The following is a 22665-nucleotide window of genomic DNA, read 5'->3' on the forward strand; positions in this document are numbered from 1 at the left end:
AAACGTCAGGCGGCAACAAAATCAGGGCGAACCATGCGGCGGATCATCGCCAGATATTGCTCGGCAACATCATCAATCCCGGCCGGGGGCCGGACATGGCCCGACAGTTTTTTCCAGAGTTTCGGATTGGTTGCGCAGTCCTTCATGACGCGCGCCAGTTCGGCCGGATCATCGGGGCGGACGTGAATGCCGTCATGGCCATGGCGGACCATTTCGGCCATGCCACCAATTGAACTGGTGATCACCGGGCGGCCATGCTGGAAGGCTTCCTGAATGACCAAAGGCGCATTTTCCCACCAGATCGAGGGCACAACGACCCAGTCGACCCGTGCCATCAGATCGGGAATATCTTCGCGTTGATAGGCGCCGATATGGCTTACCTGCGGGCCGCTTTGTTCGACCAGATCGGCAATGCGACTGGTGAACTGATCGGTCTGATACAGGGCCGCACCATGAATGCGCAGATTGAAATCGACCGCGTCCGAGGCAAGGATTCGCCCGGCTTCAAGCAGGACATCCGCGCCCTTCCACGGGTTGAGGTTGCCGAAATAGCCAAAGACATTGGGCATGCCGGCCGCCCCGATATCGCGTTTGGGCGCAGCGGGGACAGTCGGGCGACCATTGTTGATTACCGAAATCCTGTCGGGGCTGATGCCCCATTCGATATAGCGATCACGAAGGAACGCACTGGGCGAGATGAAATGATCAACCGCGCGCAGATGGTTGCGCAGATTGACCGCCCGCATCGCATGTTGATCGGGGGTAAAGCCATCAAGCCCGGACAGACGTCCAGTGGCATCGGCCCTGGTATATCGGGTTTTGGTCCCGCGATGGATCATCAGGCCGTCATTGGGGCAGATCTGATAATAGTCATGCAGGGTCATCACGATCTTGCAGTTCGGCAGAACACGACGGATCAGCATCGGCAATTCGATGCCCCACAGGACCAGATGATGGATATGCACCACATCCGGCGCCCAGCTTTTCAAAAGACGCGCGAAATCCGGGGCCACCGCATAAAGATCGGTCTGGGACATGTTGAAGCGGTCAAAATGCCCGGCCCAGAACAGCATTTCATCGCCGGCATCATTGATCGCCTGAAAACTTGTGCCCGGGCGGCGTTCGCGGTGAACATCGTTGGTCGCCCCGATGAAAAGCGCATCGCATTCCGCACGCTTGTAGGCATGAAACAGATCATGGGCGAAAATTTCAGTCCCACCCGGATGCAGATCGGGGTGATTATGGGCAAGCACCATTATCCGGGGATTCATGCGGTCCTCCGTGGTTTCTGGGCAATTAGGAAATCCTGGTAATGGGCGGCTGTTTCGCCGCGCCAGGTGCCAAAGCTTTTGGTGTGGATATCGAACCCGGCCCCGGTCAGGGCAGCCTCAAGAAACGCATCGTCAAAACCGACGGCCGCCATCGGGTTTTCACCGCGCAGGTGCCAGCAAGGCTGACCTTCGGCTTTCTCAAACCCCTTGAGACGGGCATCGCGGCCGGGATTTGACGGGTCGTCATCTTCGCGGATGACAAATGCGGTCAAAAACAGCCGACCGCCCGGGCGCAGCACACGAAAGACCTCAGAACAATAGGTTTCGATTTCGTCTGGCGGCAGGTGGGTCGCCACCGAGATCATTGCGGTGAAATCGAATGTTCCGTCCTGAAAAGGCAGTCGCATGCCGCGCCCGCTGATTTCGCCTTCGGGGTTGTAGAGTTCGTTCTTGATGTCCGAACACTCGAACCGGAAATTCGGATAGGCTGGCGTGATGGCGCGCTTGCACCACTCGATGCCGCCGCGCACCGGATCCATGCCGCGATAGATCGCCTGTTTCGGATTGAGGAACTGTGTCAGGGGGACGGCAATTCGGCCAATGCCACAGCCGATATCAAGAACATCCTCGGTGGTTTTAAGCCCGGTCATGCGGACAAAATGACCAAGGAACTCCGCCCCGATGGCGCGGTAATCGCCATCGCCGACAAAGACGTCTTCTTCGGGCGGAACCGGGAGGAAACGGTTGGAAATGATCTGTTCGCACAACCAGGAAAGATGGGTGTCACTGATATCGGATGTCAGCGGGGACTGGTGTTCGGACAGTGCAAGAACCTGGCTCATGCCGCTTCTCCGTTGGGGGTTTTTTCCGATCGGTTTTGCGGCACACCGTTGGTGTGGAGATCTTCGAGCGCATCGGCCCAGCGCGACGCATGCAGCCAGGCGTTATATTCGGCCGCAACCCCGCGCATGTAATCGGCATGGGTCGAGATGGATTTGCGTTCAAAGTGATAGAGGCTGACATCGGGGACGTATTTGATGTCGAAATCGGCCTTACGAATTTTCAGACAAAGGTCGCTGTCTTCGTAATCGCCGATGACATAGTCCTCGGTGAAGCCATCGACCGCGTCAAAGGCATCGCGATGGATCATCATGCAGGCACCGGTGACACCGGGGACCGAGCGTTCAATATTGGCATCCCGGAACTGGTCGGGCATGCCTTTGTGATAGTGATAATTCAGCCACTTGCCGCTTTCATTGCGGGCAAAATACATCCCGGCATGCTGGATCGAGCCATCTTCAAACAGAAGTTTCGGCCCGACCACCGCGACCTCATCCGGACCGCCCATTTTTGACGCCATCCCCTGTGCCCAGCCGGGCGTATGGGGGATCACATCGGAATTGAGCATTGCCAGATAATGGCCGTGTGCGTTCTGCGCACCGGCATTACATGCGCGGGCATAGCCGCCATTGCGGGTCATCACGACCAGACGCATCGGGATGCCATAGAGAACATGCAGACCGCGCAACAGATGTTCGCATTCTTCGGCCTGTTCGGGGGAGTCGAGCACAAAGACAAGTTCGCAATATTTCGCGACCCAGTCATCACAGGCAAAGGCACCGATTTGCGCGCGCAGGAAACCAAGAACACGATAGAGCGGCACAATGATCGACACATCCGGGTCTTCATGCGGAGTGCCGATGTCAATCACGCGATCAACCTTGGCGGATGCCATCAGTTTTTGCTGCAGATCGCCAATCACCGGTGCCAGGCAGTTTTCAATAATCTCTGCTGTCAGGTGTTGTGGCGGGACGGCGCGCAGGATGCGAGCACGGGCCTCGGCCGGGTCAATCGGCTGGGCGGGGGGCACCATCAGATGGCGGTTGCCCGATTTCAGGCGCATCAGGCTTCGGGGCTGAAGGATGGGGACCGGGCTTTGGATATCCTGATAAAAGCCGACAAAACCGGTTGCCGGGACAGTCTGGCCATCATCCTGTACATTGCCCTGATAACGATAAAACCCGTCGCCGAATGGATGGGCGATCCCGTTGCTATCAAGAAGGTCGATGCTGGCGATCATATCGACAGGATCGCGATACCAGCCGCCAATCAAGGTGCCGCGCGCTGTTGTGACTGCAAGATCGACTTCGCCACTGGGAAGCGATCCGCCACCTGAGACGCGCTGGCTTGAAAGCGGACAGCGGAGCTGGAATTCAATCGCGGCCTTGCTTGATTTCATATCGGCACGGGCAAGCGACCCGATGATATATTCGCGCAAATCGGCATCCGATTTGCCCTTGGTTTGCCACCAGCGCGCCAGAGACGGCAGGGTTGAGACATCGGGCAAATGGCGAATGGCAAGCGTGCGCACGCCGGTCACGACCATATAGGCCCCGGATGCGGTGCTTGGCTGGTCGGCAATCATGTAAACCAGTTTCTGTCCGCGCGGCCCGGTCTTGCTGATATGGGGAAGCTGCGTTAAGCGCTTGAACCCGGAAGGTGCGACAATAAAGACGGCCTCGATATCGTGAAAGGCATCGGGCAATGCGGTGGCCAGCAGGATCTTTTCACCGGAAAGCTTTGCGACCGCCTTGGCCGGTTTGGGCCGATCGACAATTTCGGCAACCAGTTGAAGAAGGAAACTGTTGTAGCTTTTGGACAGGCGCAGTCGAAACAGGCTGGCCCACATCCCCAGAAGGGTCGAGACCAGCGAAAGCCGCCCGGCAGGCGTCACCCCGTTCAGCAACGTTGATGCACTGGCAAATTCAAAATCGCCATCGGGATCAATTGTGATCTCGTCCTTGCGGCCCAGCGTTCCGGCCTCGGCCAGAATCGTAATCGGTTCATCCTTGGGACGGCGGATGACGCGCAACAACCGGGTCCCGCCCCCGTCAAGTGGCAACCGCAATGTGGCCTGCGGTGAAATCGCAGCACCATCAATCGTTTCAAGCCGGGGGACTTCCCACAAACGGGTGGGTGTATCCCAACTTAACAACAACGTATCAGGGTTCAGCAGGCAAACACCGGGCGCTTCGCCGGTCGTCCGCACTGCATCGGACGAGGCAAATTCAAGCATGACAATCTTTCACTAACTTGAAGTTCAGGACGGGTCGCCCGCAGCCGAAGCTGCGGACGCCGCCAACGGATTACTGGACGCTAAAGAAGCTGTCCGGATCGTCCTGTACGTCTTCGGCATCGACATTGTTAAGGGTGATGGAATCCCCATTGCCAAGATCGATGACGGTGTTGGCACCGACTTGCGTTGCACGCGCAGCGACATCATCGGCACTTGCGATGCCGGTGTCGTTGATGTTGCTGCTAATGGAAAGCATGTCTTCGCCAGCCTGGAAGTCGAGTACGACGTCGTTGCCGCCGCCACCGGAGAAGACAAAGGTGTCTGCACCGGAACCACCAGACATGATGTCATCGCCTGCGCCGCCTTCGAGGACATCATCCCCGGAGCCGCCAAGCATCAGGTCATCACCCTCGCCGCCCTGAAGCACATCGTCTCCAGAACCGCCAAGCATGACATCGTCTCCGCCACCGCCGAGAACGATATCGTCGCCTGCACCGCCGATCAGGACATCATTGCCTGATGCGCCGTCGAGAACGTCATTGTCTGAACCGCCAAGCAGGATGTCGGAATCCGCACCCCCTGACAGAACATCCTCACCGGAGCCACCCATCATCAGGTCGCTGCCGTCGCCCCCGATCAGTGCATCGTCACCCGATCCACCGAACAGGACATCATCACCTTCGCCACCAACGGCAACATCGTCGCCCGATCCGCCGAACAAGACATCATCGCCTTCTTCGCCAAACAGCACGTCATCATTACCTTGTCCGAAGATTGTATCGTCTCCGCCACGTCCGAAAATGACGTCACTGAAACGAGATCCGAGAAGCGCATCATCAAAGGCGCCGCCTTCGAGAGTTGCCATGTAATCCTCCTTCGTGTCCCAACATTAATGACATCGTGGGGATATTTCCCTCACGAGAGGATGGCCGTTCCCTCTGGACATTCTGAGCCCCGTGGAAACGACCACTCAGAAATCCTATATTTTTTTACTTTGTCATTGGAGGGTATTGTCGTGGTTTTATTTTGTCAACATTATGACTTAGTTTGAGATTCATTACATTTATTGTCTGAATACTAGTTCAATTTTACTTATTATTTGGTTCAAAATTCGATCTATACTTGAAAAGAAAAGGGTCAATCCGGCGAAAAACCGGGAAAGACCCCAAGTTAAATCCGCATGTCGCGGGGAGGATTACTCTTCGCGGAAGGCCTTTTCCATGCTTTGGGTGATAGGATCGATCATGTAATCGATGGCCTTGCGCGGGGTTTTCAGAACCAGAATGTTGGCTGGCATGCCCGGACGCAGATTGATGTCATCATGTTTTGCCAGTTCGGCCGGATCAATCGTCGCGCGCACGATGTAGTAAGACGCATCGCGCTGTTCATCGACGGTTTGGTCAGCCGCAACATAGCTTACCTCGCCATTCAGGGGGGCCAGTCGACGCTGACTATAGGCGGTCAGGCGAATTTGCGCCTTTGATCCAACCTGGACCGAGTCGATATCCTGTCGGTTGATCCGTGCTTCGATCACCAGTGGTTCATCTTCGGGGATGATATCCATGATCGGTTCGGCCGGACTGATCACACCGCCGGGGGTTCTGATCTGGATGTTGGCGACCGTTCCAGCCTGCGGTGCACGCACTTCGAGGCGATCAAGCACGTCCTGACTTGCGCGGATACGCTGGGTGACATCATTGAGCGCAAGCTGGGCTTCCTGAATTTCAGTTGCGATATCGCTTTGCCATTCCATTTCGATCGAGGCGAGATTGATCTCGGCTTCGGCCTTTTGTTGTTGGGCGGCGGCGCGCTGGGCTTTGAATTCGCCCATGTCACCGACCAGATCCGACCAGTTATTTTCAATCTCGACCAGTTGGGTACGGGTGGCGAAGCCCTTTTCGGCCAGTTGGCGAATCCCGGCAAGCTGTTCGGCGACGAGCTTTTCCTGACGTGTGCGGGCCTTGATCTGTGAGACCAGTGCCTCGGCTTCGGCCTCGAACTGTTCGATCTGTTTGGCCTGGGCATCACGTTTGGCGGCATAGACTTCCTTGCGCTTGGCAAACAGGCGTTTTTCATCGCTGAGGATATCGGCGACATAGGCCTCGTCACTGGCGAGAAGTTCCTGTGGGAAGGTGATGTTTTCCTGGCCGCGCTGTTCGGCGCGCAATCGGGCAAGCTTGGCCATCAGGCCAAAACGTTCGCCGCGTAATTGGCCGAGTTCCGACTCGCTACGTGTGCCATCAAGAAGGGCAAGGGTCTGGCCCGCGGTGACTTTTTCGCCTTCCTCGACCAGAAGCTGTTTGAGAATGCCGCCCTCGTAGTGATTAACGACTTTCTTTTTGGAATCGACAATCACCGAGCCGGTCGCAACAGCCGCACTATCGAGTTCGGCGGTAAAGCCCCAGGTCAGAAACCCGCCAAAGCCCAACACAATAACGAACAATCCGGCCAGGATCGGCTTGCGCAGGCTTTGGCGCGATGCTTCGCGTTCTTCCGAGAGGATCTTGTGCCAGGCGACTTGCGGTTCCTCGGCCGGGAGTGCCGCGCCACCGCCTTCAAGATTAATGACACGGGTCATGCCGCACCTCCGTTTTCATGTTTACGCTTTACCGGGGGCAGACTTTTGATGTCGTCGCTTTCATTGGACAGATTGCGGATCACGTCTGTTCGTTCGCCGAACTGTTTGACCCGTCCGTCCTGCATCACCAAAAGCTTGTTGGCATATTGCATGATGCTTTGACGGTGCGCGATCAGCACCACCATTGCACCGGAATCCGCAGCCTGGCGCACAGCACGGATCAGGGATGCTTCGCCCTCGGCATCAAGATTGGCATTGGGTTCATCAAGCACCAGCAGACGCGGCCAGCCATAAAGTGCGCGCGCCAATGCGATGCGCTGTTGCTGCCCGCCAGACAGGGTATGTCGACCGGCACCAATCGGCGTGTCATAGCCCAGCGGCAATCGCCCGATCATTTCATGCACGCCCGCTGCACGGGCAGCCTCGATCACCTTGCGCGGGCTTGCGTCGCGCATGCGGCTGATATTGTCGCGGATGGTGCCGTTCAGTAGCGATACCGATTGCGGCAGATAGCCGACCATGTCGCCAAATGATCCACGCTCCCAGAGATAGGCATTGTGGCCGTCAAGATAGACACCGCCCGCCGCAGGCTTTGCCGTGCCGACCAGCAATCTTGAAAGGGTTGATTTCCCGGCGGCAGACGGCCCGACCACACCCAATATATCGCCCGGCGACAGTTCGAAACTGATCCCGCGCAGCACCGGCACATTTGATCCCGGGACGGCATAGACCAGATTATCGACAACCAGCGGGCCCTCGGAACGCGGGGTTGGTTTGATTTCGCGTTCGGACTGGCTTTCTTCGAGCATCAACCGAATGCGTTTCCACGATGAAAACGCCCCGACCCATGCCCGCCAGTCGCGGGTAACATTATCAAACGGCAGCAACAGCCGCCCCATGATCACGGTCCCGCCGATCATGGCACCGGGTGTGGTTTCGCCCTGAATGACAAGGTAAGCGCCCATGGCCAGAACAATGATCTGCATGCCAAACCGGGCTGAACGGGTGATGGAATACATGCCCTTGCTGCGCACGTTGCCGACATCAAGCAACTCGCTGGCGTGGATTTGCGCCTGACGCCAGCGGAGCGCAAGGGCTGGCATCATGCCCATTGCCTCGATCACTTCGGCGTTTGAAACCGTCGATCCGATATCGCCGATATTGCGCAGATTGGCGTCGGTTCCTTCCTTGGTGACCTGACGGACCATTACATCACCGAGCAGGCTCAACCCGATCAGGGTCAGAACCGCCACCAGCCCGGCAATGCCGTAATAGGGATGCAGGGCAAACATCACGAAAAGGAAAATCGGCGACCAGATTGCTTCCAGCGGGGCGGCGATGGTGGTGCCGGTGATGAAGTTGCGCAGATCAGAAAGGTCGCGCAGGACCTGGGTGCCGTGCAGCGATCCTTTTTCAAGTGCCACACGCATGGCCGCCGAAATTGCCGGCAGGTTCAACCGGCGCAAAAGCGACTTTGCCATTTCCTGAAAGACAAGCGCGCGTACGAAATCAAGGATGCCATAGAGAATGATCGCACCGACCGCGATCACCAGAAGCAAAAGCAGGGTATCGGTGCTTTGACTGTTGATCACGCGGTCATGCACCTGAAGCATGAACAGCGGCACGGTAAGTTGAAGGATATTGATGAAGCCGCTCATGACACCGGCCCATCCGAGCCCACGCACGAACGTAAAGCGGGCCTCGCGAATGACCGATCTTGCATCAAGTTCGGGCCGGGCTTCCTTCGCATTCACGGGCGAATTCACAGGCGAATCCACCGGTTTTGCCAGCTTTTTGCGGCGAAATTGCATCGAAAATCATCCAATTAAGCAAAAGTCATAGTTTTTCCGCAATCTAATCACATAGTTGCGATGACAGGATGATCTACAATAAAATTAAATATGTCGATCTCATGTTGATGATTAGACAATGTAAAAACATTAACAATGGAAGTAATTCAAAAATAAAAACACTTTCGAATTACTTCCGGACAACGAGCAAACCTGCGGGAAGAAAGAGGCGTTCGGAAAAATTGTTCAAGAACAACGTCTTGTTATCTTCCCCAATACGAAATTTGTGTCAGGGCAATCGCGCCTTGGCATCAACTCTCGCTTGGGACCAGATAACGGATCGAAACTCATGACCGTCACTCATCTTGAACTGGCAAATACCGTCGAGCGGATCTATCGGCGGTTTGCGGATTTGTTACGGGTAGATCTCATTCGACTCGGAAAGGATGACATCAGCCCGGCGCAAGTGGCGCTGCTTTTTACCATTGGCGAAGATGAACTCTCGGTGCGCGATCTTCTTGATCGTGGCCACTATATGGGTTCAAACGCGTCTTATAATCTTAAACAGCTCGCGGAATCGGGCTATGTCGAACGTCAGGTCATGGCACGGGACAGGCGTTCTGCCCGTTTGAAATTGACCAAAAAGGGCCATGAACTCTGTCAGGCATTGCACGAATTCCACGAAGAATATCACGACGCCCTGACCAACAATCTTGAAGACCAGCAGGAGATGGAGACAGCGCTGCGTACGTTGCGCAGACTGGAAGAATTCTGGACACAGACCCTCAGGTACGGGGGCGTTCCCATTAATGGGTCCGTCGCCGTGCAGGAGGCACGAAACAGACGATGAAAATTGTCCTCGTTCATCGTCATGGACCGGGACAGTTTGTACATCTTGCCTGCCATCTGGCCGATGCCGGATGGCAGGTTTCCTTCCTGTGCGAAGCAATGAATGTGCGCCTGCCCGGTATCCGGACACTCCGCCAGCCTGTCACAGCCCCACCGCCTGCCATACCGTTTGCGCAATATCATCAGGATGTGGGACTTAAGGCCGCCAGAACCCTTGAAAGCCTTGTGCGCGAAGAAGGCGCACCGGACATTGTTTACGGCCATATTGGTTGGGGCAGCATGATGTTTGCCCGCGACGTTTTGCCCAAAACACCCCTGATCGGATATTGCGAACATTATTATCACGCCACCGGGCGTGACGTTGGCTTTGATCCGGATGATGACATCACGCTGGCGAAACGTGCCCAGCTTCGCGTGCGCAATGCGGCCCAACTGACGACACTGGATCAGCTTGATGCCGCGATCAGCCCGACTAAATGGCAGAAATCGGCGTTTCCAGCGGCCTATCACCACAAGATCGGCGTTTGCCATGACGGGATTGATACCCACCGTTGCCAACCAAATCCACAAGCCAGCCTGACCTTGCCCGATGGGCGGGTCCTTACCGCGCGTGATCAGGTGATTACCTATGTCGCGCGCGATCTTGAACCCTATCGCGGGTTTCCGACCTTTATGCGTGCAGCCGCCAAACTGGCTCAGCAAAACCCCGATGCGCAGTTCATGATCGCCGGGGGCAATGGCGTCAGTTACGGACAGGCGCGCAAGGACGGACGGACTTGGCGCGACGTGATGATGGCAGAAACGCAAATCGATCCATCCCGCATCCACTTTCTGGGCCAGATTCCGCATGACCAATTGATCCGGATGTACCAGATCAGTTCACTGCATATTTACCTGACATATCCGTTTGTTTTGTCGTGGTCGGTGCTGGAAGCCATGGCGTGCGGTACACCTGTCATCGCCTCGGACACCGGGCCGTGTCACGACATGATCCGCGATCGGCAGAACGGATTTCTGACCGATTTCTGGGACAGTGATGCGCTGGCGATGAAGATGGCATTCTGTCTTACCCATCGTGACGACCTGACACCCCTGCGTGAACGGGCCCGCAAGACGATCCTTAATCACTTTGACCTTCGACGGTGTCTGGATCGGCAAACGACCCTGATCGAGAATCTGGCGTCTGGCAGAAAAAACCGGTGACAGCATCACATGCCAAAAGCAAAGCCAAAGATGAAACTTACGTCACCTTTGGCTTTTGCATATTCGCTTCGAGCTAAATTAGTTGATTACTTAAATAGAAATTCAAACGAACAGTAATCACATCGTCATTTGCGGCAGGCCGAAGCCCTGTTCAAGAACCTCGCCAGCTGTCAGGCAGATGTCTTCGCGCCAGGGGGCGGCGACGAGCTGAACACCCGAGGGCATGTTGTTTTCAACGCCCGAGCAGATCGAGATCGCCGGAAGACCCAGCAGCGGAATGGCGATTTGCGGCAATTGTGCCTTCCACAGGCGGGTCAGGGTTGCGGGACCTTCAAGGTCCTCGTCCTTGCGGAACGGCAGTTCGGCCGAAACCGGCATCAGGACGACCGGATAATCTTCAAGGAACGCCCGCCAGTCGCGGATCAGGGCGGAACGGCGCAGGAAGAGCTTACTAAACGTGTCCTTATCAATCGCGGCGGCGCGATCAGCATAGTGTTCGAGAAGGGCAATCGCGCCCGGATCGTCTTCGGCCCGGGCGGCTTTCAGTTTGGCTTCGTGATCATCCGAAAGCCAGAGGTCGACCTGAAGATCGACGGCCTCGCGAATTTCGGGGATTTCCGGGGTTTCGACCGTCCAGCCTGCGGCGCGGAAAATCTCGGCGGCACGTTCGAGATCGGCCAGAATGCGCGGATCGGTGTCAATCCCGCCGGGATGGGTGACAAGTGCAACACGCTTGGCAAAATCGGGACCACGAAGTGGCATCGGCACGCTCCAGGGATCATCGGGGGAATAGCCCGCCATGCCTTCAAGCCCCAAGCGCAGGTCATCAACCCTGCGTGCCAGCGGTCCTGATACCGCCATCAATTGTGCGCCAATCGGACGATCACCGCCGGTCTGGTTGAACATCGGAATGCGGCCATGGGTCGGGCGTAATCCCTGAATGCCACAGGCATAGGCCGGGTAACGTACCGAGCCCGCGATATCCGTCCCATGGCCGATATGGCCCAATCCGGCCGACGTTGCGGCCCCGGCCCCGCCCGATGACCCACCCGGTGTCAGGGACGGGTTATGGGGATTAAGCGTCGTGCCATGCACCTTGTTGGAGGTAAACCAGCGATAGGAAAAGGCCGGTGTGTTGGTGCGGCCAATCACAATCGCGCCCTTGCTGCGCATGTTGCGCAAAAACGGGCTGTCCTGGGTTGCGATCAAATCCGAAGCCAAGGTCGTGCCATTGGTGGTGGCGTATCCGGCCTGATCGGAGATGACCTTGATCGTGACCGGGACGCCCGCCAAAGGTCCGACCGCGTCCCCGGCCTCGATGCGGGCATCAAGCAGCTCTGCCTCTTGCATGGCGTCATCTGCGCAATCCTGAACGATGGCATTGATGGCCGGATTGACCCGCGCCACACGATCAAGCATTTGGCGAATGACCGTGGTGGCGCACATTTCCCGGTTTTTAATGCGGCGGGCCAGTTCGCGGGCAGACAGGGAATTCGGATCGCTGGTCATGTGGGGCGCTACCTTATGGGTTTGGGTTAAGCTGTCATCGGCTCGGACTGAAGCTGGTTCCGGCGGATCGACAGAACGGTCGCCTTTGGTTCGCAAATGCTGGCGACATGGGGGGTGACGAAAACCTTGGGATGGTGCCAAAGCGGATGTCCGGTTGGCAGGGGTTCGGTTTCAAACACATCGAGCGACGCGCCCGACAAATGCCCCCGATCAAGGGCATCAACAAGGGCGGTTTCATCGACCTGCCCGCCGCGACCAAGATGGATCAGGGCGGCACCCTTGGGCAATTTTGCGAGATTTTCGGCACCCAAAAGTCCCTTGGTCTGATCAGTAAGCGGCAACACATTGATCAGAATGTCGCTTTGGGCCAGAAAGTCTTCAAACCCGCCATCGATATAATGCGTTACCCCGTCTTCGGGCGGCTTTGGGGCGGATCGAGAATAGCTTGCGACCGGATAGCCCAAGGCCACCAGCGCCCTTGCCACCGCGCGCCCCATCAGACCAAACCCCAGAACACCAATCCGCCGTGCACGTGGCGATAGTCCGGTCAGCTGACGTTCCCAATGCCCGGTTTTCTGATTGGCCAGAAGATTGCCCATATTGCGATGGTGCCAAAGCACATGGAAAGTGGCGAAACCGGCCATTTGCAGGGCCTGATCCGGGTCTTCCACCCGATGGATCGGCACACCCGGTGGCAAGGACGGGCATGCCATGATGGCATCAATACCCGCCCCCACCGAATAGATCGCGCGCAAATTCGGATAGCGCGTAAAGGCGTCTTGTGCCGGGACAAAGGTGACCATGAAACTGACATCTTCGGGCCGGTCGATCTCGCCGGGCAGGCGCAGGTCCAGTTCGGGTGCCAGGGCATCGAAATGCGGGCCGTAAATGCCCCGCAAATCGATTTTGCTACAAGACAGAACGCCAATCATGCTGGCACTTCTTCGGTTTGGGCCCAGTCCGCACCGGGAACGGCGGCGAGAAGTTGACGGGTATATTCCTGTTTGGGCGACAGGAAGATTTCATCGACCCGACCAATTTCAACCAGCTTGCCCTTTTGCATCACGGCAATGCGATCACACAGCTGTGCCGCAACCCGCAGATCATGGGTGATGAACAGGATCGACAAAGACAGGCGTTCGCGCAAATCACGCAACAGATCAAGCACCTGTGCCTGGATCGACACATCAAGTGCCGAAACGGCTTCATCGGCAATGATCAGTTCGGGTTCCATGGCAAGTGCGCGGGCAATGCCGATGCGTTGACGTTGCCCGCCGGAAAATTCGTGCGGATAGCGCATGGCGGCATCGGCACCCAGGCCTACGATTTCAAGCAGTTCCTTTGCCTTGGCCTGTGCCTTTTCCTTGGGCACACCACGGTTGATCGGGCCATCGGTCAGGGCACTCATGATCCGTTGGCGCGGATTAAGCGATGCATAGGGATCCTGAAAAACCATCTGCACCTTGTTGCGTTGACGACGGAGTTCTTCCTCAGACAGTGCGGCAAGATCAACGCCGCCGACCATGACGTGGCCGCCATCGGGTGTCACCAACCGAACCGCTGTTCGGCCCAATGTCGACTTGCCCGACCCGGACTCGCCCACCAAACCAAGCACCTCGCCACGCGAAACGGTGAGCGAGACATCATCGACCGCATGAACTTCACGTACGGGCTTGAACAATCCACCGCCCGTCCGGAAAGTTTTGCGTAAGTTTCTGATTTCAAGCGCCGGTGTATCGCTTAGTTCTCGTGCTTCCGGAAGTTTTCCGGTTGGAATGGCATCAAGCAAGCGTTTGGTGTAGTCGTGCTGCGGGTTATCAAGAACCGATGCCGCATCACCGCGTTCAACGACCTTGCCTTCGCGCATGACAATCACCTGATCGGCGATTTCGGCGACCACGCCAAAATCGTGGGTGATAAACATCACCGCCATGCCGCGCTTTTTGCGCAGATCGAGAATAAGCTTCAGGATCTGCGCCTGTGTCGTGACATCAAGGGCGGTTGTCGGTTCATCGGCGATCAGGAGTTTGGGCTCCAACGCCAGTGCCATGGCGATCATCGCGCGTTGGCGTTGCCCACCGGAAAGCTGAAACGGATAAGCGCGGATGATTTTTTCCGGATCGGGAAGCCCGACTTCACGGACAAGGTCCAATGCGCGTTTGCGGCGTTCGGACTGGGTATAAAGACCGTGTGCAGCGAACACCTCGGAGATCTGATCACCAATGCGCATCAACGGGTTGAGTGCGGTCATCGGTTCCTGAAAGATCATGGCGATCTGGGCGCCGCGCAGGGCCTGTTTGTCGGCTTCTGGCAGGCGCAAGACATCGCGGGCTTCGAACATCGCCCGGCCTGATTTGACCTCTACCCCCTGGGGCAGCAACCCCATCAGGGCATTGGCCGTCATTGACTTGCCAGAGCCGGATTCGCCCACCACGCAAAGGATTTGTCCCTTGTCGATGTCGAAGCTGACATTTTCGACCGCGAAGGGGCGATCTGCGCCCTCGGGCAGGCCGATTGTCAGCCGTTCAATTGTCAGTGTCGCACTCATGCTTTGCCCTTTCGCGACAGATGCGGATTGAAGGCATCATTGAGCCCCTCCCCGATCAGGTTGAGCGCCAAAACGGTGATCACGATGGCAATGCCGGGGAAGAAGCTGAGCCACCAGCTGGTGCGGATGACAGTGCGGGCAGCCCCGATCATATAGCCCCACGACATCGAGTTGGGATCGCCCAAGCCAAGGAATGAAAGCGAGCTTTCAAGCAGGATCGCGGTCGCGACCATAAGCGACGCCATGACAATGATTGGCGAAACGGTATTTGGCAGCACCTGCTGGATCAGGATGCGCGGTTTTGAAAGACCGGCCAGACGTGCCGCATCGACAAATTCACGCGTGCGGACTGACATGACTTCGGCACGGACAAGACGGGCGACGGGCGGCCAACTGACGATGGCAATCGCAATGGTGATGGAGGTCAAGGTTGGTTCAAAAATCGCCACCAGCACGATGGCCAGTGCGAAGTTCGGGATGGTCTGGAAAAACTCGGTGAAGCGCATTGCGCCTTCATCGACATAGCCACCATAGAACCCCGCCAACGCGCCCAACGGCACACCGATCAGCAAGGCAACCACGGTCGAAACCAGCCCAACCAGAAGGGAAACCCGCGCGCCATAGGCCAGTTGGGCTGCCACATTTCGGCCAAGTGTATCTGTGCCCAGGGGCAAACCATCAACAGCAAAGGGTGCGAGGAACGGGCGTTGAACCATTTGCCAAGGCCCATCAGAGAAAATCAAGGGGGCGATCAGCGCGATGACGATCACGGAGATCAGCAAGGCGACACCGATCATGGCGCCCATATTGCTTCTGAAACGTTTCCACATGTCAGCTACGGGCTCCGATACGGGGATCGACAATGCGATAAACAATGTCGGTCACGATGTTGAACAGGATGACCATGGCCGCCGAGACAAGGAACACGCCCAAAATCGTGTTGTAGTCACGTGCAGCCAAGCTTTCGAACATCAGGCGCCCAATACCGGGCCAGGCAAAGACCGTTTCGGTCAGAACCGCCCCGCCGACAAGTTGACCGGCCTGTAAGCCTGCCAGGGTCACCACCGGCAAAATGGCATTGCGCAGGATGTGACGACGGCGAATGACCGCATCCGACAGGCCCTTGGCCTTGGCGGTTTTGACGAAATCAAGCTGCGAGACTTCGAGCATGGAGGCACGCGCCATGCGCATATAGACCGCGGTAAAGAACAGCCCCAATGTCAGGGCCGGCAGGATCAGGTGGCTGCCAATATCAAGGACGCGTTCCAGACCGGTATAATTGGCCCCGACAGTTTCGTAGCCAAAGCCCGGCAGCCATCCAAACCACACGGAAAACACCAGAACCGCCATAAGGGCCAGCCAATATAGCGGTGTTGCATAGAATAAAAGCGCCATCGTGGTCAGGACGGTATCAGACGGTTTGCCAACGCGTGCGGCAGCGGCAACCCCAAAGGCGATGCCCAAAACCAGCGAGACAACAAAGGCCGTTAATGTCAGCAGCAAGGTTGCCGGCAACCGATCGGCAATGAGTTCGGCCACAGGCGCGCCCTGGCGGAAGGAATAGCCAAGATCAAGTTGCGCAATACCGGCGACATATTTGCCAAGCTGGACATAAAGCGGCTGATCGAGGCCAAAGCGTTCGCGCAGCTGTTCGATCATCTGCTCGTCAGCGGCACCGGCTTCACCGGCCAGCACGACAGCCGGGTCGCCCGGCGCGGCATGGATGAGGAAAAAGTTCAGAATCGCAATGGCCAACAAGGTCAAAATAGCCTTGGATAGCCGCGACACCACGACAGCGAATATGGTCATAGGTCCCCGTAGCATCCCGTATTTGAAATCCCGCCTAAATGCGGGCAATCAGGAAAAGAAGGGGGCGGACCGGCAATCGGTCCGCCCGCAATGTTACTTCTTGATCCAGGCGTTACGTGGACCGTCATTGATACCGATGGCCGTGGTCACCAGATCGTTGACATTGCAACGGTAGATCGTCGGGAAGGTCAGTTCCTGCATCCAGGCGACCGGAACGTCATCGACGATTTCCTTCTGGATTTCGGCATAGGCTGCTTCGCGTTCTTCGGGTGTTACCATCGTCGCAGCAGCGGCCCATTTTTCATCGAGTGCCAGGTTTTCATAGCCTTCGACATTGTTCCACGGGCTGCCTTTTTTGATGCGGTCGGCGGTATAGTTGCGCGACACACCAAGGGCCGGATCACCGTACTGATAGAGATAGGTGAAGGCCATGTCGTAATCCCACTGGGACGTTTTTTCGTTCCACCCAGCGACATCAGAGCTGTCGATTTCGGCATTGATGCCGACTTCGCTGAGATTCTGACGCACTGCCTCGGCCCAGCGTTGCCAGGTTTCACCATATGGCAGCGGCAGGATGCGGACAGGTTCGCCGTCATAGCCCATCTCGGCCAGAAGTTCCTTGGCCTTGTCCGGGTTGTGATCATAAATGGTCACGTCATCGGAATAGAAATTGGTGCTCGACGCAATCGGACCGGTCGCAACTTTACCAAAGCCGTTCCAGACCACGTCGCGCATGAATTCACGATCCATGGCGTACATGACGGCCTGACGGAACTTCTCGTTGGCGGTCGGGCCTTCGCGGTTGTTAAGCCACATCCACGCCAGCGGTGCGAGGAATTCCCAGCCCTTTTCGGTGACACAAACACCATCCATTTCGGCCAGACGCGGGATATCCCAGTTTTCAACCGAACCGCCCGGCAGAACATCAACTTCGCCGGTCTCGAACGCCACCGCACGGGCAGCCGCATCCGGGATCACACGGTAAAAGACTTCATCGAGATACGGCAGGCCATCGACATAGTAGTCCTCGTTCTTAACAAGGTGGATGTGGCTGCCCTTGACCCATTCCTTGAACTTGAACGGACCGGTGCCAATCGGGGTGGCGTTCGCCGGGTTGTTGGCAAAGTCAGTGCCTTCGTAGATGTGCTTGGGCACGATCGGCATGGTGCCGTTTTCAAAGGCGTTGATAAACGGACCAAACGGTTCCTTGAGTTTGAAGACAACCGTCATCGGATCCGGTGCGGTGATGCTTTTGACATAGGCCAGCGACGCACGCAGACGCGCATGGGTCTCACGCAGGAAAACATCGGCAGAGAAAACGACGTCATCGGCGGTGAACGGCTCGCCATCGTGCCATTTGACACCTTCATTAAGCTTGAAGGTGTAGGTCAGACCGTCGTCGGAGATTTCCCAGCTTTTGGCCAGGCTCGGCATCGGGTTCAGGTCGCTGTCATAGCGCAGCAGACTTTCATAGATGTCGCCTGCAACAAGCTGGGTCGGGCCATTCTGCACGAGGCCGAGCATCAGTCCCGGTGGTTCGGGCTGAACAACGATATCAAGCCGACCGCCAGCTTCCTGTGCCGCCACTGGCGAGGCCAGGGCGGCGGCGATGAGAAAAGTAGTCACCTTTAAATATTTCATAGCATTCCCTGATTGTGTTTTGCATTTAGGTTCTTGTTTTTATTGGTGTTACGCACGTTTTGTTTTACCAAAGGCCACAGGCGTGACCCAGGCGCACAGGTTACCCGAGGTAACCCGGGGCGCTGGCATCAAGCCGGCGCAGTTGGGCGGCCCATTCCGGGTCTGGTTTGCCCTTTTGTTCATAAGAATCGTACATCGACTGGTATTGGGAGGCCGTGTGCTCGGCAACGTCATGGCCCAGCACAACCGGCGTCAGGCCCATTCCCAGCGCGGCCACCTGCGCCTTGCAGGACCGTTCAAGGTTCAAGGCCAGCTTGACCGCCTCAGCGACTGAGCGACCCAAAAGCAGCGTCCCGTGATTGCGCAGCAACATAACCGACTTGTCGCCGAGATCGGCAACGATGCGGGCGCGTTCCTCAAGATTAAGCGCAATGCCTTCGTAGTCATGGAAGGCAATCCGGTCATAAAACTGTGCCGACCACTGATTGAGCGGCAGCAATCCTTCCTGGTTTGATGACACCGCCACACCCGCCACCGTGTGGGTATGGAGCACACAAACTGCATCATGACGCGCCATGTGAACGGCCGAATGGATGGTAAAGCCAGCGGCATTCACCCCCGCACCATAGGGGTCATCAATCACGGCACCGGTTTCATCGACGGTTACCAGATTGGCCGCGGTGACTTCGTCAAACCGCAGGCCGAACGGATTAAGCAGAAAGCGTTGCTCGCCCCCCGGTCCGGATGGGAGCCGTGCGGAAATATGGGTGTAGATGCCGTCATCCATGCCCTCGAGCGCGATCAACCGATAGGCCGCAGCCAGATCGCGGCGGATTTCGGATATCGATTGATCACTCATAGCATCGCGCATTAATGCCGCCCTTTCGTTATGTCGCTTTTTTGATTGCTTCAAGGCTGCGGGATGATCCCGGCGCAGTCAAGTAAATTGTCGACAATCTACAATTCGTTGCCTAGACTGACCGGAGTCATGCATCTTTCTTTGGCGTCTGTTGCGGGCTTAATTCAAAGAATTCAAATCCACCTTCTGCGGGCTTACATATGACACAGACACAGCCGTCCTCCGGCTTCCAACAGATTGATCGTGAAGGGCTCGTACAGCGGGTTGCCAAGTTGCTGAGCAAAGCAATCGTTAGCGGAAAACTTGCACCGGGTGCGCGGTTATCCGAATCGGTCGTCGCCCGCGAACTGGGCGTCAGCCGGGCACCCGTCCGTGAAGCCGCAAGGTTGCTTGAAAGTTCGGGACTGGTCAGATCCGAGCCGAACCGGGGATTTTTTGTGCGTCAGATTTCGATAAAGGCGCTCGATGATCTGTATGAGTTGCGACTGGCGATCGAGACGGCCGTGGTCGAACGTCTGGTGCAGAACTGGAACGACGAGATCGAGGAAGCGCTGAGCGCACAGGTCGCCGAGCTTCACCGGGTTGCCACCGAAGAGGCCGATATTTTCACCCAGGTCGAGGCCGACATGCAGTTTCACCGGCTGATGTGCACTGGCAGCGACAACCCGAAATTCCTGCAGGTGTTCGAACAGGTCGCCATAGAAACCGAGTTCAGCATCATGCTGATCGGGCAGTTGTATGACGATCCGACCCGCATTGCAGAAACACACGAACCGATTCTTGAAGCCCTGCGGGCACGTGATGCCACCAAGGCCGTTTCGGCCATCCGCTACCACATTTCGGAGGCGCAACGCATCGTGATCGATCAGTTCCGCCTTCTGGAAGAAGGCAAAACGTCGACATGAAATGCTTCTATGCCCCAGAAACCGAAACACACGATCCGATCTTTCGGCTGACCTATGGCAAGATCCAGCGCAATGCCGAGCAGGCCGAACGCGCCAAGCTTTTGCTGGCAGGTCTTGACGCGCTTTCCCTGTCGGTCACCGAACCCGAACGCGCCCCGATTGAAGCCCTTGAAACCGTTCATACCAAGCGGTTTTTAAAGTTCCTCGAAACCGCCTGGGATGAATGGCAAAAGCAGCCCGATGCAGGCCCGGAAGTCGTCCCCAACGTGTTTCCGCGTGCCGCGACATCATCCTATCCACACACCATTCTGGCCCAGGCGGGCTGGCATATGGGCGATACGTCTGCGCCGATTGGCCAGTACAGCTGGCAGGCGGCCCTGCGTGCCGCCGATTGCGCCATTGCCGCGACCGATGCCGTGCTGGCGGGGGATGACAAGGCCTATGCGCTGTGTCGGCCTGCAGGGCATCACACCAGTGGCGAAATTGCCGCCGGGCATTGTTTGCTAAACAATGCCGCCATTGCGGCCGCACGCCTGCGCACCGCACATGATCGCGTCGCCATATTTGATATTGATGTCCATCACGGCAACGGCACGCAGGATATCTTTTATGATCGTAACGATGTCCTGACCGCCTCTATCCATGCCGACCCCACGGACTATTACCCGTTCTTTACCGGCTTTGCCTATGAGACCGGATCGGGTGATGGCGAAGGATATAACCTTAATCTGCCCCTGCCTCGCACCACCACGGATGCAGCCTGGCTTGCCGCAATCGATACCGCCCTTGACCGTATTGCCGAGTTCAATCCCGGTGCGCTGGTTCTCAGCCTTGGGCTTGATACGCACGAAGACGACCCGTTGCTTGGCATGAAAGTCAGTTGGGACGGACTGCGCCGTGCCGGTGAAAAAATTGCTGCGGCGGGCTATCCGACGGTTATTGTGCAAGAGGGTGGATATCTGACACCATCACTGACCACGTCGCTGACATCTTTTCTTTCGGGTTATTTGGGCGCAAAAATACCCGCACTTGAGAGAAACTGACCCGCATCAGCCACCAATGGCGGGTTTGATCGCAACCGCATATACTGCAGAACAAAATGGCCGCCCCATATCAGGGCCTCATCATCAGAACGGGAGTTTCACATGAACCATCGGCCGAATTCGCTCCACATGTCCGACATCGCGCATTCGATGCATCCATACACCAATATGCGATTGCACGAAGAAAAGGGCCCGATGATCATGGCCGAGGGCAATGGCGCCCGCGTCACCGATAGCGAAGGCAAGGAATATATCGAAGGTCTTGCCGGGCTTTGGTCAGTTGCGGTTGGCTTTTCTGAAACCCGTCTGGCCGATGCCGCCTATGCGCAGCTTAAACGCCTGCCCTATTACCACAGCTTTGCCCACAAGGCGCACGAGCCATCGATCCGTCTGGCCGAAAAGCTGGTTGAAATGACGCCCGAGGGCCTGAACCGTGTGTTCTTTACCAATTCCGGGTCGGAAGCCAACGACACTGTCGTCAAAATGGCCTGGTTCCTTAATAACGGTTTGGGTCGCCCGGAAAAGAAGAAGTTCCTGTCGCGCACCAAGGCCTATCACGGGATTACGATTGCATCGGGCTCGCTGACCGGGCTTGCTGGCAACCAGAAGGACTTTGACCTTCCGGCCATTCCGGTGACGCATCTGAGCTGCCCGCATTTCTGGCGTTATGGCGAAGAGGGCGAGACGGAAGCAGAATTCACCGCGCGCCTTTTGAAGGAACTTGAAGACACCATCATCGCCGAAGGCCCGGAAACCATTGCGGCCTTTATTGGCGAACCCGTGATGGGTGCCGGTGGTGTGATGACGCCGCCGGAAGGCTACTGGCCGGGTGTGGTCGAGATCTGCCACAAGTACGACATTCTGGTCGTTTCTGATGAAGTCATTAACGGTTTCGGCCGGACTGGTGCGCGTTTTGGCTGTGAAAAATATGGCTTCACCCCGGACATTCTGGTGACTTCCAAACAGCTGACCTCGTCCTACATGCCGCTTGCGGCCATTGTGGTGAATGACAAGGTCTATAACGCGATTGCCGATAACACTGCCAAGCTTGGCAATTTCGGCCACGGCTTCACCGGCACCGGACATCCGGTTGCCTGTGCGGTTGGCCTGGAAAACCTCAATATCATCGAAGAACGCGATTTGATGGGCAATGCCAAACGTCTGGAACCGATGTTCCAGGATGGCTTGCGCGCCTTTGCCGATCATCCGTTGATAGGCGAAATTCGCGGTGTCGGCCTGATTGCCGGCCTTGAGATGGCAGACAAGAAAACCAAACAGCCGTTTGGTAAACCCGGCACTGTTGCCGCCAAGGTCGTGGCCCTTGCCGCCGAGGAAGGGCTTATTTGCCGCAATGTCTATGACACGGTGGCACTTTGCCCGCCGCTGATCGTGACCGAGGATGACGTGCGCGAAATCCACGCCCGCCTCGGCCGTGCACTCGATCGGGCGCTTGATTGGGCGAAGTCCGAAGGGATGCTCTGATCTGAAAATCGCCGCGCAAAATTAGCACGCGAGGCGCACCAAAGAAAAAGCCGGAGATGGTTTTCCCATCTCCGGCTTTGTTTTTCTTGGCGTGATCTTACA

Annotated in this window: 18 protein-coding genes; 5 read left to right on the plus strand and 13 right to left on the minus strand. The window is 56.8% G+C overall.

The genetic code is table 11. The annotated features are described in order from the left end of the window. Positions 1–5: 5 nt before the first annotated feature. From WBY09_RS00690 to WBY09_RS00715, 6 genes are all read right to left on the minus strand, one after another. Positions 6–1271 (minus strand): glycosyltransferase family 4 protein, encoded by a 1266-nt coding sequence (locus WBY09_RS00690; RefSeq protein ID WP_336231790.1) that lies wholly within the window; start codon positions 1269–1271, stop codon positions 6–8. After that, positions 1268–2113 carry a class I SAM-dependent methyltransferase gene (locus WBY09_RS00695; protein ID WP_336231791.1) on the minus strand — a complete coding sequence of 282 codons (846 nt, stop codon included), beginning with the start codon at positions 2111–2113 and terminating at the stop codon, positions 1268–1270. Before WBY09_RS00695 ends, WBY09_RS00690 begins: the two co-directional genes overlap by 4 nt. Further along, complete coding sequence (locus WBY09_RS00700; RefSeq protein WP_336231792.1) at positions 2110–4347, minus strand: glycosyltransferase family 2 protein; 2238 nt, start codon at positions 4345–4347, stop codon at positions 2110–2112. Before WBY09_RS00700 ends, WBY09_RS00695 begins: the two co-directional genes overlap by 4 nt. 70 nt (positions 4348–4417) lie before the next feature. Further along, on the minus strand, positions 4418–5212 hold the full coding sequence (locus WBY09_RS00705; protein ID WP_336231793.1) for a calcium-binding protein: 795 nt from the start codon (positions 5210–5212) through the stop codon (positions 4418–4420). Between the two features lie 330 nt (positions 5213–5542). Next, on the minus strand, positions 5543–6925 hold the full coding sequence (locus WBY09_RS00710; protein WP_336231794.1) for an HlyD family type I secretion periplasmic adaptor subunit: 1383 nt from the start codon (positions 6923–6925) through the stop codon (positions 5543–5545). Then, positions 6922–8736, minus strand: a complete 1815-nt coding sequence (locus tag WBY09_RS00715; RefSeq protein WP_336231795.1) for a type I secretion system permease/ATPase — start codon at positions 8734–8736, stop codon at positions 6922–6924. The genes WBY09_RS00710 and WBY09_RS00715 overlap by 4 nt, the downstream gene beginning before the upstream one ends. 328 nt (positions 8737–9064) lie before the next feature. Here WBY09_RS00715 and WBY09_RS00720 point away from each other — a divergent pair, with 328 nt between their 5' ends. Further along, complete coding sequence (locus tag WBY09_RS00720; protein ID WP_008888987.1) at positions 9065–9565, plus strand: MarR family winged helix-turn-helix transcriptional regulator; 501 nt, start codon at positions 9065–9067, stop codon at positions 9563–9565. Then, on the plus strand, positions 9562–10767 hold the full coding sequence (locus WBY09_RS00725) for a glycosyltransferase (protein ID WP_336231796.1): 1206 nt from the start codon (positions 9562–9564) through the stop codon (positions 10765–10767). Before WBY09_RS00720 ends, WBY09_RS00725 begins: the two co-directional genes overlap by 4 nt. A gap of 117 nt (positions 10768–10884) precedes the next feature. Here WBY09_RS00725 and WBY09_RS00730 read toward each other — a convergent pair whose 3' ends face one another. From WBY09_RS00730 to WBY09_RS00760, 7 genes are all read right to left on the minus strand, one after another. Then, positions 10885–12276, minus strand: coding sequence for an amidase family protein (locus WBY09_RS00730; RefSeq protein WP_336231797.1), 1392 nt, complete (start codon positions 12274–12276; stop codon positions 10885–10887). Positions 12277–12302: 26 nt separating this feature from the next. Next, positions 12303–13208, minus strand: a complete 906-nt coding sequence (locus tag WBY09_RS00735; RefSeq protein ID WP_336231798.1) for a 2-hydroxyacid dehydrogenase — start codon at positions 13206–13208, stop codon at positions 12303–12305. Continuing rightward, positions 13205–14824, minus strand: coding sequence for an ABC transporter ATP-binding protein (locus tag WBY09_RS00740; protein ID WP_336231799.1), 1620 nt, complete (start codon positions 14822–14824; stop codon positions 13205–13207). The genes WBY09_RS00735 and WBY09_RS00740 overlap by 4 nt, the downstream gene beginning before the upstream one ends. Then, positions 14821–15654 carry an ABC transporter permease gene (locus WBY09_RS00745; protein ID WP_336231800.1) on the minus strand — a complete coding sequence of 278 codons (834 nt, stop codon included), beginning with the start codon at positions 15652–15654 and terminating at the stop codon, positions 14821–14823. The genes WBY09_RS00740 and WBY09_RS00745 overlap by 4 nt, the downstream gene beginning before the upstream one ends. Before the next feature lies 1 nt (position 15655). Beyond that, the gene (locus tag WBY09_RS00750; protein WP_336231801.1) at positions 15656–16633 is read right to left on the minus strand and encodes an ABC transporter permease; all 978 of its coding nucleotides are present in this window, start codon (positions 16631–16633) and stop codon (positions 15656–15658) included. A gap of 93 nt (positions 16634–16726) precedes the next feature. Then, the gene (locus tag WBY09_RS00755) at positions 16727–18259 is read right to left on the minus strand and encodes an ABC transporter substrate-binding protein (RefSeq protein ID WP_336231802.1); all 1533 of its coding nucleotides are present in this window, start codon (positions 18257–18259) and stop codon (positions 16727–16729) included. A 115-nt stretch (positions 18260–18374) separates the two neighbouring features. Next, positions 18375–19145: a class II aldolase/adducin family protein gene (locus WBY09_RS00760; RefSeq protein ID WP_063085955.1), complete on the minus strand. Its 771-nt coding sequence runs from the start codon at positions 19143–19145 to the stop codon at positions 18375–18377. Positions 19146–19333: 188 nt separating this feature from the next. On the opposite strand from WBY09_RS00760, the gene WBY09_RS00765 reads away from it, so the two are divergent. The 3 genes from WBY09_RS00765 to WBY09_RS00775 all read left to right on the plus strand — a co-directional run bounded on the left by WBY09_RS00765 (position 19334) and on the right by WBY09_RS00775 (position 22563). Continuing rightward, positions 19334–20038, plus strand: a complete 705-nt coding sequence (locus tag WBY09_RS00765) for a GntR family transcriptional regulator (RefSeq protein WP_336231803.1) — start codon at positions 19334–19336, stop codon at positions 20036–20038. Next, the gene (locus WBY09_RS00770) at positions 20035–21081 is read left to right on the plus strand and encodes a histone deacetylase family protein (RefSeq protein WP_336231804.1); all 1047 of its coding nucleotides are present in this window, start codon (positions 20035–20037) and stop codon (positions 21079–21081) included. Before WBY09_RS00765 ends, WBY09_RS00770 begins: the two co-directional genes overlap by 4 nt. Positions 21082–21183: 102 nt before the next feature. Next, complete coding sequence (locus WBY09_RS00775) at positions 21184–22563, plus strand: aspartate aminotransferase family protein (protein WP_336231805.1); 1380 nt, start codon at positions 21184–21186, stop codon at positions 22561–22563. The last annotated feature ends 102 nt before the right edge of the window (positions 22564–22665 follow it).

The sequence above is a fragment of the Thalassospira sp. CH_XMU1458 genome, from assembly GCF_037027205.1.
Classification (GTDB): Bacteria; Pseudomonadota; Alphaproteobacteria; order Rhodospirillales; family Thalassospiraceae; genus Thalassospira; species Thalassospira tepidiphila.